This window comes from Arthrobacter sp. HY1533, assembly GCF_027568515.1.
Taxonomy (GTDB): Bacteria; Actinomycetota; Actinomycetes; order Actinomycetales; family Micrococcaceae; genus Specibacter.
The window spans coordinates 1-14,684 of sequence record NZ_JANKZF010000032.1; the positions used below are offsets into that span (position 1 = coordinate 1).

Here is a 14,684-nt window from a genome sequence, read left to right on the forward strand (position 1 = left end):
ACCTGGCTTTCGCTTTTGTGCGAAAGCCAGGTGCCCGGCGTCGTTCGTGTGCGAAGAAAGGCCCTAGCTGCGGCCGTCCAGGATCATGTTGGTGATGCGGCAGGTGGACAGGCGGCGGCCCTGCTCGTCCGTCATGACCACCTCGTGGCTGGCCAGGGTGCGGCCCAGGTGGATGGGGGTCGCGGTTCCGGTGACGATTCCGGAAGCGGCGCCGCGGTGGTGTGTGGCATTGATCTCAATGCCCACCACGCTGCGGCCCTGTCCGGCATGGAAGGCGGCGGCAAAGGAGCCAAGGGTCTCGGCCAGCACCACGTGCGCGCCGCCGTGCAGCAGGCCCGCCACCTGCGTGTTTCCCTCCACTGGCATGGTGGCCACCATGGATTCCGTGGACATGTGGGTGAACACGATGCCCATCTTCTCCACGAGGGTGCCCACGCCATGGTGGCCCAGCATGGCGTGGTACTCGGCGGGGACCCCCGCGGCAAGGAGTTCGGCGGATCGGGGATGCAGTGTGAAATTATCGCTCATGGTGACTAGGCTGGCACCTGTGAGTGAATCTGCCAAGACGGCCGCCCAGACCCCTGTTGCAACCACCCCCGGATCCGGCGTCCCGGACGGTGAAACACCCCGCCTGCTGGTCATTGACGGCCACTCCATGGCATTCCGCGCCTTCTACGCGCTCCCGCCGGAGAACTTCGCCACCGATTCAGGCCAGCACACCAACGCCGTCCACGGCTTCACCTCCATGCTGCTGACCATGATCCGCCAGCAAAAGCCCACCCACGTGGTGGTGGCCTTCGACCTGGACACGCCCACATTCCGCTCCCTGGAATACACGGAGTACAAGGGCGGGCGCAACAAGACGCCGGAGGAGTTCTACGGCCAGATCGACCTCATCATCAAGGTCATGGAAGCCATGCGCATCCCCACGATTTCCGTGGACGGCTTCGAGGCCGACGACATCATCGCCACCCTGTCCGTCCAGGGTGAGACCGCGGGCTGGGACGTGCTGGTGGTCTCCGGCGACCGCGACGCCTTCCAGCTCATCACCGACAAGGTCCTGGTGCTGTACCCCAAGAAGGGCATCTCCGACATTCCGCCCATGGACGCGGCAGCCGTGGAGGCCAAGTACTTTGTGCCGCCGAACCGCTACTCCGACCTGGCAGCACTCGTGGGCGAAACGGCCGACAACCTTCCCGGCGTCCCCGGCGTCGGCCCCAAGACGGCCGCCAAGTGGATCAACCAGTACGGCGGGCTCGAGGGCATCCTGGAGAACCTGGACTCGATCGGCGGCAAGGTCGGGGAGTCGCTGCGCGCCCACGTGGAGGACGTCAAGCGCAACCGCCACCTGAACCACCTGCTGCGCGACATGGAACTGCCCGTTGCCCTGGAGGACACTGTGCTGCAGGCCCCGGACCGCGAAGCCGTCGAGGAGCTCTTCGACGCGCTGCAGTTCAACACCCTGCGCAAGCGCCTCTTCGACCTGTTCGGCGAGGAGGAAGTTGTTGACACCGGTGAGGGCCACGAGGTGCCCGCCCACGAAGTTGCCGCCGACGCCGCCACGCTGGAAAAGTGGCTGGCCGCAGGTTCGGATGCCCTGGTGGCCGTTGACGTGCTGAGCGAAAAGGCAGGCCTGGGCCACGAAGCCGTGGCTGTTGCGCTGGTCCGCAAGGATTCCGCCGTCGTGGTTGACCTGGCCACGGCAGATGCCGAGCTGGAATCCGCACTGGCCGGCTGGCTCGTCTCCGACGCCCCCAAGGTGGTCCACGAATACAAGGAGGCGCTCAAGGCCCTGACCGTGCGCGGCCTGTCGCTGGGCGGCGTGGTTGACGACACCTCACTCTCCGCCTACCTCATCCAGCCGGACCGCCGCAGCTACGAGCTCGCCGAACTGAGCCAGGTGCACCTGAAGGTGTCCTTCGACGCCGGCAAGGAATCCGGCTCCGGCCAGCTTGACCTCGGCCTGGAGGGCGACGCGAAGTTCGACGACGCCGTGCAGCGCGGCTATGTGGCACTGCTGCTGAGCGAGCACCTGGCCCCCATGCTGGAGGAACGCGGCGCAGGGGAGCTGCTGCACAAGATGGAACTGCCGCTGGCCAATGTTTTGGCCACCATGGAACTGACAGGCATTGACATCTCCCAGGAGCGCCTGGCCACGCTTCTGGAAGACTTCACAGCAGCCATGAATGCGGCTCAGGAAGCCGCCTACGCAGCCATCGGGCACCAGGTCAACCTTGGCTCACCCAAGCAGCTGCAGGAGGTCCTGTTCGAGGAACTGGGCCTGCCCAAGACCAAGAAGATCAAGACCGGCTACACCACCGACGCCGCATCGCTGAAGGCCCTGCTGGAAAAGACCGGGCACGAATTCCTGGCCCAGCTCATGGCCCACCGCGAGGCGTCCAAGCTCAAGCAGATGGTGGAGACCCTGAAGAAGTCGGTGGACTCCGACGGCCGCATCCACACCACTTACGCCCAGAACGTGGCCGCCACCGGGCGCCTGTCCTCCAACAACCCGAACCTGCAGAACATCCCGATCCGCTCCGAGGAAGGCCGCCGCGTCCGCGACATCTTCGTGGTCAGCGAAGGCTACGAATGCCTGCTGGCGGCCGACTACTCGCAAATTGAAATGCGCATCATGGCGCACCTTTCCGGCGACGCCGGGCTCATCCAGGCCTACGCCGAGGGTGAGGACCTGCACCGCTACGTGGGCTCGCACGTGTTCGGCGTGGCACCTGAGGAAGTCACCTCGGCCATGCGCTCCAAGGTCAAGGCCATGTCCTACGGCCTGGCCTACGGGCTGACCAGCTTTGGCCTGTCCAAGCAGCTGGAAATCTCCGTTGACGAGGCCCGCACCCTGGTCAAGGACTACTTCCACCGCTTCGGCGGGGTCCGCGACTACCTGCGCGGCGTCGTCGAACAGGCCCGCATTGACGGCTACACCTCCACCATCGAGGGCCGCCGCCGCTACCTGCCGGACCTCTCCAGCACCGACCGGCAGCTGCGCGAGCTGGCCGAGCGGGTGGCCCTGAACTCGCCCATCCAGGGTTCCGCGGCCGACATCATCAAGAACGCCATGCTGGGCGTGGCCGCCGAACTGCGGCGCCAGGAACTGAAGTCCCGCATGCTGCTGCAGGTCCATGATGAATTGATCCTCGAGGTTGCCCCGGGCGAGCTGGAGGCGGTCAAGACACTCGTGATCGAACAAATGGGCGCCGCGGCTGAGCTCAAGGTTCCCCTGGAAGTCCAGGTGGGCGTGGGCTCAAGCTGGAACGACGCCGGACACTGAGGGACAAGGACACCATGACCTACGAACGCAGCACACCTGCGCCCGCCTTCCCCTATGAGCTGCGGACCTTCCCCGTGGAGGCCGTGGACGGGAAGGTGCCGGAGCAGATCCTGGCGTGGACCCAGGCCGTGTCCCTGGGCTTCTACGGCAATGCCACGAGTCCCGAGGATGCGCTGAAGTACGTGCAGCACGAGGTGGTGGACCACCGCATGGCCATGGGTGCCTACATCGCCGGCGGGCAGACACCCGCCGGCGCCTGGGGGCCCGAATACCCCGTGGCCACCTACGCGTACCACCGCAAGGACCTGAACGTGGGCGGCGGCACGCTGATGCCGGTCCACCAGATCACGGCCGTCACGGTGCGCCCCAGCCACCGCCGCCGCGGCATCCTTCGCGCCATGATCACCGCCGACCTGGACCGGGCCAAGGCCGAGGGGCTTGCCATTGCTGCCCTGACTGCGTCGGAAGCCACCATCTACGGCCGCTTTGGCTTTGGTGTTGCCACGCACGCGTGCGAAATTGAGCTGGACACCCGCAACGGCATTGCCTTCCACAACCCTTCCGCGGCTGCCACGGGCGTTGTGGAAGTTGCGGACGCCACAGTGGTCAGGGACCTGCACAACGGGTTGTTTGCCCGCGTGCACAACGCCAGCTACGGCTCCATTGGCCGGCACGACATGTACCGCCTGGTGGCCTCGGGACAGGGAAACTACGGCGCCATGGAACCGGCGCCCAACGTTCGGGCGGCCCTGCACTACGACGAGTCGGGGGAGGTGGACGGCTACGTCACCTACAAGCCGGCCGCGCCCGCCGTGGAGATCATTGACCTGCTCGCCGCCACGGACAGCGCCTACCTGGCCCTGTGGAGCTACTTGGGCTCGCTGGACCTCATCCAAAGCGTGAAATGGAAAATGGCGCCCGTTGCCGACCCGCTCGAGTGGGCCGTGGCCGCCAAGCGCGGCTACAAGCGCACGGACTCCGAGGACCACCTGTGGCTGCGCATCCTCGACGTCCCGGCCGCGCTCTCCGCACGCGAATACCTTGCCGACGGGTCGGTGGTCATCTCGGTCAAGGATGCGCTGGGCCACGCCGACGGCGTCTTCCGCCTCACGGTGGAGGGCGGCACGGGATCCGTGGAACGCTGCGACGATTCCGTGGCGGCGGAGCTGGCCATGGGCGTCAGTGAACTGTCCAGCCTGTACCTGGGCGGAGTCACGGCCCGCACACTCCATGCCGCAGGCCGAGTCACAGAAGAGGCGCCGGGTGCGGTTGCCCGTTTTGACCGGCTGTTCACGCCGCCTGCCGTGCCGCACAGCATGACGAACTTCTAGCCCAGGCGCCGCACAACCGCACCATCTCCGCAGAACCGCACCTTTCCCGCTTGACCGTTGGCAGCTGACCGCCGATGAGCGCGAAAGGTGCGGTTTTGCGTTTCGGCGGTGATTCCTCCACAGCGTGTTTTCTCCCGCGCCTTGTCCCCAGATGCCTCGGCCCCGCCGTTGCAGGACCCCGCGCGGGGGCATCATGAAGCATGGAAACGAGCAAGCTGGCGGCCATGGAGGCCGGAAGGTGGCCTGCGGGCAATGTCGACGGCGTTGCCACGACCACCATGTTGGCCGCGGCAGGAATCACGGGCAAGGCACTGACTGCGGCGCTCGAGGTGCGCCTGGTCATGCGGCTCCACAAGGGCGCCTATGTCCAGAGTGCGGTGTGGAAGGTGTTGAAACCGTGGGAACGCGAATCAGCTGTGCTGACGGCCCATGTGCTTGCCTCACACAGCCAGGGCGTCTATTCGCATTCGAGCGCGGCACGCCTGCTGGGCCTGGCCACGTGGGCTTGCGGTTCCACCATCCACCTCACGCACGGCTTCGCACCGGGCGTGTCGGGGCGGGGCCGCCACGTGAAGGTGCACCAGCAAAGCTACACCGCGGACCAGGTCACCATGGTGCGGCGGGGCCCCTTGCGGGTTCCTGTGACCAGCCTCGCGCAGACTGTCCTGGACTGTGGCCGGCTCTTCACCCTGGAGCAGTCCGTCGTGGTGGGTGACAGCGCGCTCCGCAAGGGTGTTGATCCGGAGGTGCTCCGCGGCCAACTGGAGTGCAGCGGCATCAAGCGCGGCACCGCCCGCGCCAGAACCATGCTGGAGCACCTGGATCCACGCAGCGAGTCTGCCGGGGAGTCGCGAACGCGGGTATTCCTGGTGGCCTCACGGCTGCCCATGCCCGAACCCCAGGTGGAGATCCAGACCCGGCATGGCCTGCACCGGGTGGACTTTGCATGGCGCGAGTTCCGGCTGGTCCTGGAATTTGACGGCTGGGGCAAGTACTTCAACTATCGGCCCACCGCGGAAGCCGTGGCGCAGGAGCGGCAGCGGGAGAAGGACCTCATGGAGCTGGGCTGGAGGTTTATCCGGATCGGCTGGCAGGACCTCAACGAACCTGTGGCGCTGGAGGCAAGAATCCGGGGCGCACTGGCCGCCGCCGGTGCCCGGTTGCCGATGCGCAGGACCGCCGTTTTCGCCTAGTTCGCCACAACCGCACCTTTCCCGCTTGACCGTTGGCAGCTGACCGCCGATGAGCGGGAAAGGTGCGGTCATGCCGGGAAGGTGCGGGTAGGGGCCCAGGCGCCGCGGCAGCCCAGCCACAAGGTTGCGGCGGCCGCGGAGGCGTTGACCAGCAGCAGCGAGACCAGCACCAGAAGTTGGATCAGGCCGGCGTCGAGTGGTGCGGCGCCGCCCAGGATCATGCCCACAAACGCCCCCGGCAAGGTCACCAGCCCGGCCGTCCGGGCCTGGTCAATGGAGGGCAGCACGGCCTCGCCGGCCACGTCCCTGCCCACGAGCAGCCTGGCCGCCGGCCACTCGAAGCCGAGCGCCACGGCAGCCTCAACCTCCCCGTTCCGCAGGGCCAGCTCATCCCGGACACGGCGCCCGGCCAGGGTGACGGTGGCCATTGCGCCGCCAATCTGTTGGCCCAGCACGGCAATGATGGCCAAAGCGCTGAACGGGACCACGCCAAAGGCAAACATGAGGCCCGCCACGGGAATGACGCCGGCGGCCAGGGGCAGGGCGGCCATCCACCAGCGCCCGTCCGGGGCAACCCTGTGGCCGGACGTCCATACGCCCACCATAAACATGAGCGTGACGAAGGCGAACGCCCAGGCTCCCTTGTCCGACAGCCAGGCGATGGCCAGTGCGACGGCGGCCAGCTGCACCAGTGCGCGGGCGCCGGCCAGCAGCATCTGGACCGGAGGGCGGCCAAGGGCTGTGTGCCAGACCACGGCGGCAAGAGCCAGCAGCACGGCCAGCAGAATCCATGCATTTGGGCCCAGGGCCAGGAGCGTTGAACCATCCACAGGGGCCATTATGGCAAGTCTCCGGGGCGGGAACGCGTTGAGCCCGTGCGCCGCGGATGGATTTTTGCGCTGCCACGTCCTAGCAACTAGACTAAATGGGCATGTAATGCGTGAAATGGGCTGCCCGCAAGGGCCCTGTGCCACGGGTCACGTGCACCAGCAATCCGCAGGAACCCCTGCAACCATAATAATTCCGGACCTGGCCCGGCAAGGCGGCGACCTTTCGCGGCCCTGCCCAGGAACGGCAAAACCAACTATCCACATCGGAGCCCCTACTACATGACCATCACGACCCCCGAGAAGACGAGTACCCCTGTTGTTGCAATCAACGACATCGGTACTGCTGAAGAATTCCTCGCCGCAGTGGACGCAACCATCAAGTACTTCAACGACGGCGACCTCGTCGAAGGTGTAGTTGTCAAGGTTGACCGCGACGAAGTTCTGCTCGACATCGGTTACAAGACCGAAGGTGTCATCCCCTCCCGTGAGCTTTCCATCAAGCACGACGTTGATCCCGGTGACGTTGTCGCCGTTGGCGATCAGGTCGAAGCCCTGGTCCTCACGAAGGAAGACAAAGAAGGCCGCCTGATCCTCTCCAAGAAGCGCGCACAGTACGAGCGCGCCTGGGGCGACATCGAGAAGGTCAAGGAAGAAGACGGCGTCGTTACCGGTACCGTCATCGAAGTGGTCAAGGGTGGTCTTATCCTCGACATCGGCCTGCGCGGCTTCCTGCCCGCATCGCTGGTCGAGATGCGCCGTGTGCGCGACCTGGCTCCCTACATCGGCCAGCAGATCGAAGCCAAGATCATCGAGCTGGACAAGAACCGCAACAACGTTGTTCTGTCCCGCCGTGCCTGGCTCGAGCAGACCCAGTCCGAGGTTCGCTCCACGTTCCTCAACAAGCTGGAAAAGGGCCAGGTTCGTCCCGGCGTTGTTTCCTCCATCGTCAACTTCGGTGCATTCGTGGACCTTGGCGGCGTAGACGGCCTGGTTCACGTTTCCGAGCTGTCCTGGAAGCACATCGACCACCCGTCCGAGGTTGTCGAAGTTGGCCAGGAAGTCACCGTCGAGGTTCTCGAAGTGGATCTGGACCGCGAGCGTGTATCGCTCTCGCTCAAGGCTACGCAGGAAGACCCGTGGCAGACCTTCGCCCGCACGCACGCGCTGGGCCAGGTTGTCCCCGGTAAGGTCACCAAGCTGGTTCCCTTCGGTGCGTTCGTTCGCGTTGAAGACGGCATCGAAGGCCTCGTCCACATCTCCGAGCTGGCTGTCCGCCACGTTGAGCTGGCCGAGCAGGTTGTCTCCGTTGGCGACGAGCTGTTCGTCAAGGTCATCGACATCGACCTGGAACGCCGCCGCATCTCGCTGTCCCTCAAGCAGGCCAACGAGGGTGTCGACGTCGACTCCACCGAGTTCGATCCCGCACTCTACGGCATGGTTGCCGAGTACGACGAAGAGGGCAACTACAAGTACCCCGAGGGCTTCGACCCCGAGTCGAACGAATGGCTCGAGGGCTACGAGAACCAGCGCGCCGTCTGGGAGCAGCAGTACGCTGACGCCCAGGCTCGCTGGGAAGCCCACAAGAAGCAGGTTGCCGAGCACGCCGCAGAAGATGCAGCTGCCGACAACGCCGGTGAAGGTGGCGAGTCCGCAGGGACCTCCTACTCCTCCGAGCCTGCTGCAACCGACGCTGGTGCCGGCACCTTGGCTTCTGACGAAGCCCTCGCCGCACTGCGCGAAAAGCTGACCGGAAACTAATTTCCGCCTCCGGCCCCTGGGCTGGCAGCATTGAACGGGTCCTCCACCTTCGGGTGGGGGACCCGTTCCCTTTTAATTGCCGGCCCGGCGGCATCAGCCCAACGGCGTGTCCACCCAGTCTGTGCCGACGGCGGTGAGTGTGCAGCGCCCGGCTGTCAGGGACGCAAGCCGTTCCACGGCGGCCGCGATGGCTGTGTCGTCGTCGGCCAGGGCCAGGCCCACCTGGGCGTGCTCGGCGTCGTAACTGTTGCCCGTCATGGTGTAGCCGGCGCTGCGGAGCTCGTTTTCCAGCCGCCCCGCGTCGGCGTGCGGCACGGACACCGTGAACAGGCCCAGGCGTTCGCGGCGCACCAGCGGCGCCAGCTCAAGGGCAGTGCTGACGGACTCCGAGTAGGCCCGGACCAGGCCGCCGGCCCCCAGCAGGATCCCGCCAAAGTAGCGCACGACGACGGCGCACACGTCGCTGAGGTCGGCGGCGGCTGCCGCCGTGGAGGCTTCGGGACGGGTCTCGCGCTTGAGCAGCGCCTCCAGCATGGGGATGCCCGCGGTGCCGGACGGTTCGCCGTCGTCGTTGGAGCGCTGCACGGACCGGCCGGGGCCGATGACGAAAGCCGAGCAGTGGTGCCTGGCGTCGTAGAATTCCCGCCTGAGCTCCGCCACGAGTTCCCGGGCGGGGGCTTCGTCGTCGACGCGGCGCAACACAGTGATGAATCGGGAACGCTTGATGGTGATTTCGTGGCGGAAATCTTTGCCCGGGGCGAGCGTCGTGTACGTGGTGGGGCCGGGGGCCGCCCGCAGGGGCTCGGCGCCGGATTGGGCTTTCTGGCTCACCAATTCAGTCTAGTGTGGACACATGCTTTCCTTGGGACTGACCGGCGGCATCGCTGCCGGCAAATCACTGCTCACCAACCGCTTCCGGGAGCTCGGCGCCGTCGTGGTCGACGCCGACCTGCTGGCCAGGGAAGCCGTTGCCCCCGGCTCGCCCGGCCTGGCCGCCGTTGCTGACCGCTTTGGTGCAGGCATCCTGCTGCCGGACGGTTCCCTGGACCGCCCCAAGCTGGGCGCCATCGTGTTTTCCGACCCGGCAGCCAGGGAATCCCTGAACGCCATTGTCCACCCGCTGGTCCGCAGCGCCGCGGCAGCCCTCAAGGACGGCGCCCGGCCCGGCGACGTGGTGGTCCAGGACATCCCGCTGCTCGTGGAGACAGGCCAGGGAGCCGACTTCCACCTGGTGGTGGTGGTCCAGGCGCCGCTGGAGGAGCGTGTGGCGCGCATGGTGCGCGACCGCGGCATGTCGCGGGACGACGCACTGGCGCGCATGGCTGCACAGGCCTCGGACGAGGACCGGGCTGCCGCAGCCGACGTGGTCATCGTGAATGACGGCACGCCGGAACAGGCAGTGGCGGCCCTTGATGAACTGTGGCACGTCCGGCTGCTGCCCTTTGCCGCGAACCTTGCCGCCGGGGTTCCGGCAAGAGGGACCGCGTTGGCAGTCACCGTTGCAGAAAGCGGTACGGGTGCCGCCGCACGGCTGCTTGCCCGGATCGATCGGGCCTTGGGGGAGACGGGCTCCGTTGTGCAAATTCACGATGGCGGGCATCCGACAGATGCTTTTCCGGCTCAAAGTCTGGCGTTTCAAGTGGTTCTCGCTCCGGACGCGGTGCCTGGAGTGTTGGCGGAGTTGTTGGCCGCTGTTGGCTTCTTCCCCAAATTACCCGTTGCCGGTGGTGTCACCCGGTTCGAATCTGCTGATCCAGGGCTGCCCGCGGTCCTGGACATTGCCGCACTGACGGGACATTAAGGCAAAGGAGGTGGCAGGCAGCAGTCTAGCCACTGTAGGTGTTGATGGTTTCAAGAGTTGACCCGAGCCACACTGCGAAAAGAACGAAAGCAAGGATGCTCAGGACGGTGAAGATCCAGCCAAGGATGATTCCAACCTTTGCGGGTGTGTTTTTCACGAAACCGGCTGCATCGGACCGCTTCTTGGCCACGATCGAGAGAATGAGTCCGAGCAGGGGAACAATAAGACACAATGCCAAACCAACCACGCCCAGGGTTTTCCCCGGGTAGGGGGCGTAGTAAGGATTTGAATACGCGGGTTGGCCATACGACGGGCTCTGCAGAGGCTGCTGGACGTACGGTTGCTGGAGCTGCCCGGACTGCTGCCCATAAGGCGGAGCCGGCTGGTTGAACTGCGGAGGCTGTTGCCCGTACGGGTTTTCAGCACTGTTTTGACTCACGATGTACTCCTGACATGCGAGACCAACTCTTGAAGAACTCACAATGAAGAAGCGAAAAAGCTTCGACGTTCAGCAGGCGTCTGCACCTGTTTGGCCTCGCCTCCTCGGCAAGGGCGAAAGCCTTGCCGACGCCCGCACATAAATGCAGGTCTCAATTCTGGAACACACAAGCATCATACGCCGGAGAGGATGAATCCAGGCAGCCTTCCGGCGGGGGTCTTAAACACAGGAGGGGCCCGCACCCATGGTGCGGGCCCCTCCTGTGCAGCAACTAGTTGCTGTTTGTAGATCAGGAGTTCTCGGTGGCGCCCACAACCACAGACTCGGTGCCAGGAGTCTGGCATGCCTGGATGATCTGGCTAATGGTGTCGATGCCCTCGGAGGCGCTGTTGAGGAACACAATCAGGACAATGGCGCCAATGATGGCACCAATGACGGACAAAGCACCGATGATGACGGCAACAAGGGCCAAGGTGTTCTTGAAGCCGGCAGCCTTGGACTTGTTCATGGCCACGATACCCAGGATCAGACCCACCAGGCCGAAGCCCACGAACGGCAGGATGATGGCAACAATGGACAAGGTCTTGCCCGGGTCCACCGGCGGGGCACCGTAGGGGCTGGGCTGCTGGCCGTAGGGTGACGCCGGCTGCTGGCCGAACGAGGCAGGCGGCTGCTGCCCGTAGGCGGGTGCCTGGACCGGCTGGGTGTACGGCTCCGGGGTGGGAACCGGCTGCGGCTGGCCGTAGGGGTTCTCGGGGTTCTGGGACATGGTTTCCTCTCGAAACGGCGGATGTGATGATCTCCGGGCTCCATTTTGACATGGAATGGAGTAAATACGCCGTAGATTGCATGGGGAGTTCCACCCATCCTGTCAGCGAACAAGTGCCCTTGGCATCCGCAACGGGGGTAGCGTTAACCGCATGAGTCTTGCGCAGGAAATCAACCGGGTTGTGGCGCCCTTCGAAGTCATCAGTGAATTCCAGCCCGCCGGCGACCAGCCCGCGGCTATCAAGGAGCTGACCGAACGCATCAACAACGGTGAAAAGGACGTGGTCCTGCTGGGTGCCACGGGCACAGGCAAGTCGGCCACCACGGCCTGGCTCATTGAGCAGGTGCAGCGCCCCACACTGGTCCTGGTGCAAAACAAGACGCTCGCCGCCCAGCTGGCCAACGAGTTCCGCGAACTGCTCCCCAACAACGCCGTCGAATACTTTGTGTCGTACTACGACTACTACCAGCCGGAAGCGTACGTGCCGCAGTCGGACACGTTCATTGAAAAGGACTCCTCGGTCAATGAGGAGGTCGAGCGGCTGCGCCACTCCGCCACGAACGCGCTGTTGACCCGGCGCGACGTCATTGTGGTGGCCACCGTGTCCTGCATTTACGGCTTGGGTACGCCGGAGGAGTATGTGGCCGGTATGGTCACCCTGACGCGCGGGGAGCAGATGAACCGCGACGACCTGCTGCGCAAGTTTGTCAGCATGCAGTACACCCGCAACGACATTGACTTCCACCGCGGCACCTTTCGCGTGCGCGGCGACACCGTGGAAATCATCCCCATGTACGAGGAACAGGCCATCCGGGTGGAGTTCTTTGGCGACGAGATTGAGAACATCTACACCCTGCACCCGCTGACGGGGGAGATCATCCGGGAAGAGAACGAAATGTACGTCTTCCCGGCCTCGCACTACGTTGCTGGCCCCGACCGCATGGCCAGGGCCGTCAAGCAGATTGAGGAGGAGCTGGCCAGCCGCACCAAGGAGCTGGAAAGCCAGAACAAGCTGCTCGAGGCCCAGCGCCTGCGCATGCGCACCACCTATGACCTGGAAATGATGGAGCAGATGGGTTTCTGCAACGGCATTGAGAACTACTCGCGCCACATTGACGGGCGGGAGCAGGGCAGCGCCCCGCATTGCCTCATCGACTACTTCCCCGACGATTTCCTCCTGGTCATTGACGAGTCCCACGTGACGGTGCCGCAAATCGGCGCCATGTACGAGGGTGACTCATCCCGCAAGCGCACCCTGGTGGACCACGGCTTCCGCCTGCCCTCGGCCATGGACAACAGGCCGCTGAAGTGGGACGAGTTCCTGGAACGCATTGGCCAGACCGTGTACCTGTCCGCGACGCCGGGCAAGTACGAGCTTGGTGTCTCCGACGGCTACGTGCAGCAGATCATCCGGCCCACGGGCCTGATCGACCCGGAAATCGTGGTCAAGCCCTCGCAGGACCAGATCAACGATCTCCTGGGCGAGATCCGGACCCGCACGGCGAAGAACGAGCGCGTCCTGGTCACCACGCTGACCAAGCGCATGGCCGAGGACCTGACCGACTACCTGCTGGGCAACGGCGTCAAGGTCCAGTACCTGCACTCGGACGTGGACACCCTGCGCCGGGTGGAACTGCTCCGCGAGCTGCGCATGGGCGTGTTTGACGTCCTGGTGGGCATCAACCTGCTCCGTGAAGGCCTGGATCTCCCCGAGGTGTCCCTGGTCAGCATCCTGGACGCCGACAAGGAAGGCTTCCTGCGCTCCTCGACCTCACTGATTCAGACCATTGGCCGTGCCGCCCGAAACGTCTCCGGCGAGGTGCACATGTACGCCGACCGGATCACGGCGTCCATGCAGTTCGCCATTGACGAGACCAACCGGCGCAGGGAAATCCAGGTCAGCTACAACACTGCTCACGGCATTGACCCGCAGCCGCTGCGCAAGAAGATCGCCGACATCACCGACCAGTTGGCCCGCGAGGATGCCGACACTGCCGCCCTGCTCGAGGAGGCGCGGCTCAGGCGCGAGTCCACCGGCAAGACCGGCAAGAAGAAGGGTGCCGGTGCGCCGGAGTCCCGCCCGGCCAAGGAACTCGTGGCCCTCATCGAGGAGCTCACGGCCCAAATGCACGGCGCCGCCGCTGACCTGCACTTCGAGTTGGCCGCCAGGCTGCGCGACGAGGTGGGGGACCTGAAGAAGGAACTGCGCCAAATGCGCGAAGCAGGCCACGGATAGCACCCCGGCGCGCCGCGCCCGGATACCGGCGGCCACGGGTGCGGGTGGCAAGCTTGGAGCCATGACTTCATTCCCCACAGCAACATCAAACAGCACGACGGGCGGCCGCCTCATCTACGGCTGCATGGGCCTGGGCGGCAGCTGGGACGACGCCCCCTACGGTGCGGCCGAGGTGGACCAGGCCGCCGCGGCGATCGACGCGGCACGCCAGGCCGGCATCGAGCTCTTTGACCATGCCGACATCTACCGCAAGGGCAAGTCTGAACAAGTCTTTGGCGACGTCCTCGCCGATGCACCCGGGCTGCGCGAGCAGCTCCTGATCCAGACGAAATGCGGCATCCGGCAGGCCGGCGACGGCCTCCCCGGCCGCTACGACTTCAGCGCCGGCCACATAATGGCCAGCGTCAACGGCAGCCTGCAGCGGCTGCGCACAGACTACGTTGACGTGCTGCTGCTGCACCGCCCCGACCCGCTCATGGACCTGGCCGAGCTTGCCGGTGCCGTGGGCCGCCTCCTTGATGAAGGAAAAATCCGTGCCCTGGGCGTGTCCAACATGTCAGCCGCCCAGATCTCGCAGCTGCAGGACCGCCTGGAGACGCCCATCGTGGCCAACCAGCTGGAAATGAGCCTGGGCAAGCGGGCCTGGGTCGAGAGCGCCGTGCTCGTCAACCGGGACGAGGACTTCGCCGCCGGTTTCCCGCACGGCACCCTGGAACATGCATCCAGCCACGGCATCGAGCTGCAGGCCTACGGCGCGCTGGCCCAGGGCCGCTACAGCGGCATGCCCGCGCAGACCGCGGCGGACGTCGCCACGGCCGACCTGGTCCAGGCACTCGCGCAGGGATGGAACACCACCGCCGAAGCCGTGGTGCTGGGCTGGCTCATGCGGCACCCCGCGCGCATCTCGCCGGTCATCGGCAGCAGCAACCCGGACCGGATTGCCGCCTGTGCCGACGCCCCGCGCATTGCCGCGGAGATGTCGCGCGAGGCCTGGTATGCGTTGTGGACCGAGGCCCGCGGCGCCGCCATGCCGTAGCGGAG

Annotated in this window: 12 protein-coding genes; 7 read left to right on the top strand and 5 right to left on the bottom strand. The window is 65.5% G+C overall.

Going from position 1 to position 14,684, the window contains the following annotated elements; translation table 11 throughout:
- Positions 1–63: 63 nt before the first annotated feature.
- Positions 64–528 (bottom strand): hotdog fold thioesterase, encoded by a 465-nt coding sequence (locus PCK14_RS16995; RefSeq protein WP_269939703.1) that lies wholly within the window; start codon positions 526–528, stop codon positions 64–66.
- Between PCK14_RS16995 and polA the strand changes: the two genes are divergently transcribed.
- From polA to PCK14_RS17010, 3 genes are all read left to right on the top strand, one after another.
- On the top strand, positions 527–3,286 hold the full coding sequence (gene polA / locus PCK14_RS17000) for a DNA polymerase I (RefSeq protein WP_269939704.1): 2,760 nt from the start codon (positions 527–529) through the stop codon (positions 3,284–3,286). The two genes, PCK14_RS16995 and polA, sit on opposite strands and share 2 nt — an antisense overlap.
- A 14-nt stretch (positions 3,287–3,300) precedes the next feature.
- Positions 3,301–4,617, top strand: a complete 1,317-nt coding sequence (locus PCK14_RS17005) for a GNAT family N-acetyltransferase (RefSeq protein WP_269939705.1) — start codon at positions 3,301–3,303, stop codon at positions 4,615–4,617.
- A 200-nt stretch (positions 4,618–4,817) separates the two neighbouring features.
- Positions 4,818–5,810: a hypothetical protein gene (locus PCK14_RS17010; RefSeq protein WP_269939706.1), complete on the top strand. Its 993-nt coding sequence runs from the start codon at positions 4,818–4,820 to the stop codon at positions 5,808–5,810.
- A 68-nt stretch (positions 5,811–5,878) separates the two neighbouring features.
- On the opposite strand, the gene PCK14_RS17015 is transcribed toward PCK14_RS17010, so the two are convergent.
- Positions 5,879–6,649 (bottom strand): ABC transporter permease, encoded by a 771-nt coding sequence (locus tag PCK14_RS17015; protein WP_269939707.1) that lies wholly within the window; start codon positions 6,647–6,649, stop codon positions 5,879–5,881.
- Positions 6,650–6,919: 270 nt separating this feature from the next.
- Between PCK14_RS17015 and rpsA the strand changes: the two genes are divergently transcribed.
- A complete protein-coding gene (rpsA, locus tag PCK14_RS17020; RefSeq protein ID WP_269939708.1) occupies positions 6,920–8,398 on the top strand; it encodes a 30S ribosomal protein S1 in 1,479 nt (492 codons plus the stop codon).
- 93 nt (positions 8,399–8,491) lie between these two features.
- Here rpsA and PCK14_RS17025 read toward each other — a convergent pair whose 3' ends face one another.
- Positions 8,492–9,229, bottom strand: a complete 738-nt coding sequence (locus tag PCK14_RS17025; protein ID WP_269939709.1) for an IMPACT family protein — start codon at positions 9,227–9,229, stop codon at positions 8,492–8,494.
- Positions 9,230–9,251: 22 nt separating this feature from the next.
- On the opposite strand from PCK14_RS17025, the gene coaE reads away from it, so the two are divergent.
- A complete protein-coding gene (gene coaE, locus PCK14_RS17030; RefSeq protein WP_269939710.1) occupies positions 9,252–10,199 on the top strand; it encodes a dephospho-CoA kinase in 948 nt (315 codons plus the stop codon).
- Between the two features lie 25 nt (positions 10,200–10,224).
- On the opposite strand, the gene PCK14_RS17035 is transcribed toward coaE, so the two are convergent.
- Positions 10,225–10,638, bottom strand: coding sequence for a DUF4190 domain-containing protein (locus tag PCK14_RS17035; protein WP_269939711.1), 414 nt, complete (start codon positions 10,636–10,638; stop codon positions 10,225–10,227).
- 289 nt (positions 10,639–10,927) lie between these two features.
- A complete protein-coding gene (locus PCK14_RS17040; RefSeq protein WP_269939712.1) occupies positions 10,928–11,407 on the bottom strand; it encodes a DUF4190 domain-containing protein in 480 nt (159 codons plus the stop codon).
- Positions 11,408–11,558: 151 nt separating this feature from the next.
- Between PCK14_RS17040 and uvrB the strand changes: the two genes are divergently transcribed.
- Both uvrB and PCK14_RS17050 read left to right on the top strand, forming a co-directional pair.
- Positions 11,559–13,643 carry an excinuclease ABC subunit UvrB gene (gene uvrB / locus PCK14_RS17045; protein ID WP_269939713.1) on the top strand — a complete coding sequence of 695 codons (2,085 nt, stop codon included), beginning with the start codon at positions 11,559–11,561 and terminating at the stop codon, positions 13,641–13,643.
- A gap of 61 nt (positions 13,644–13,704) precedes the next feature.
- The gene (locus PCK14_RS17050; RefSeq protein WP_269939714.1) at positions 13,705–14,679 is read left to right on the top strand and encodes an aldo/keto reductase; all 975 of its coding nucleotides are present in this window, start codon (positions 13,705–13,707) and stop codon (positions 14,677–14,679) included.
- Positions 14,680–14,684: the final 5 nt, after the last annotated feature.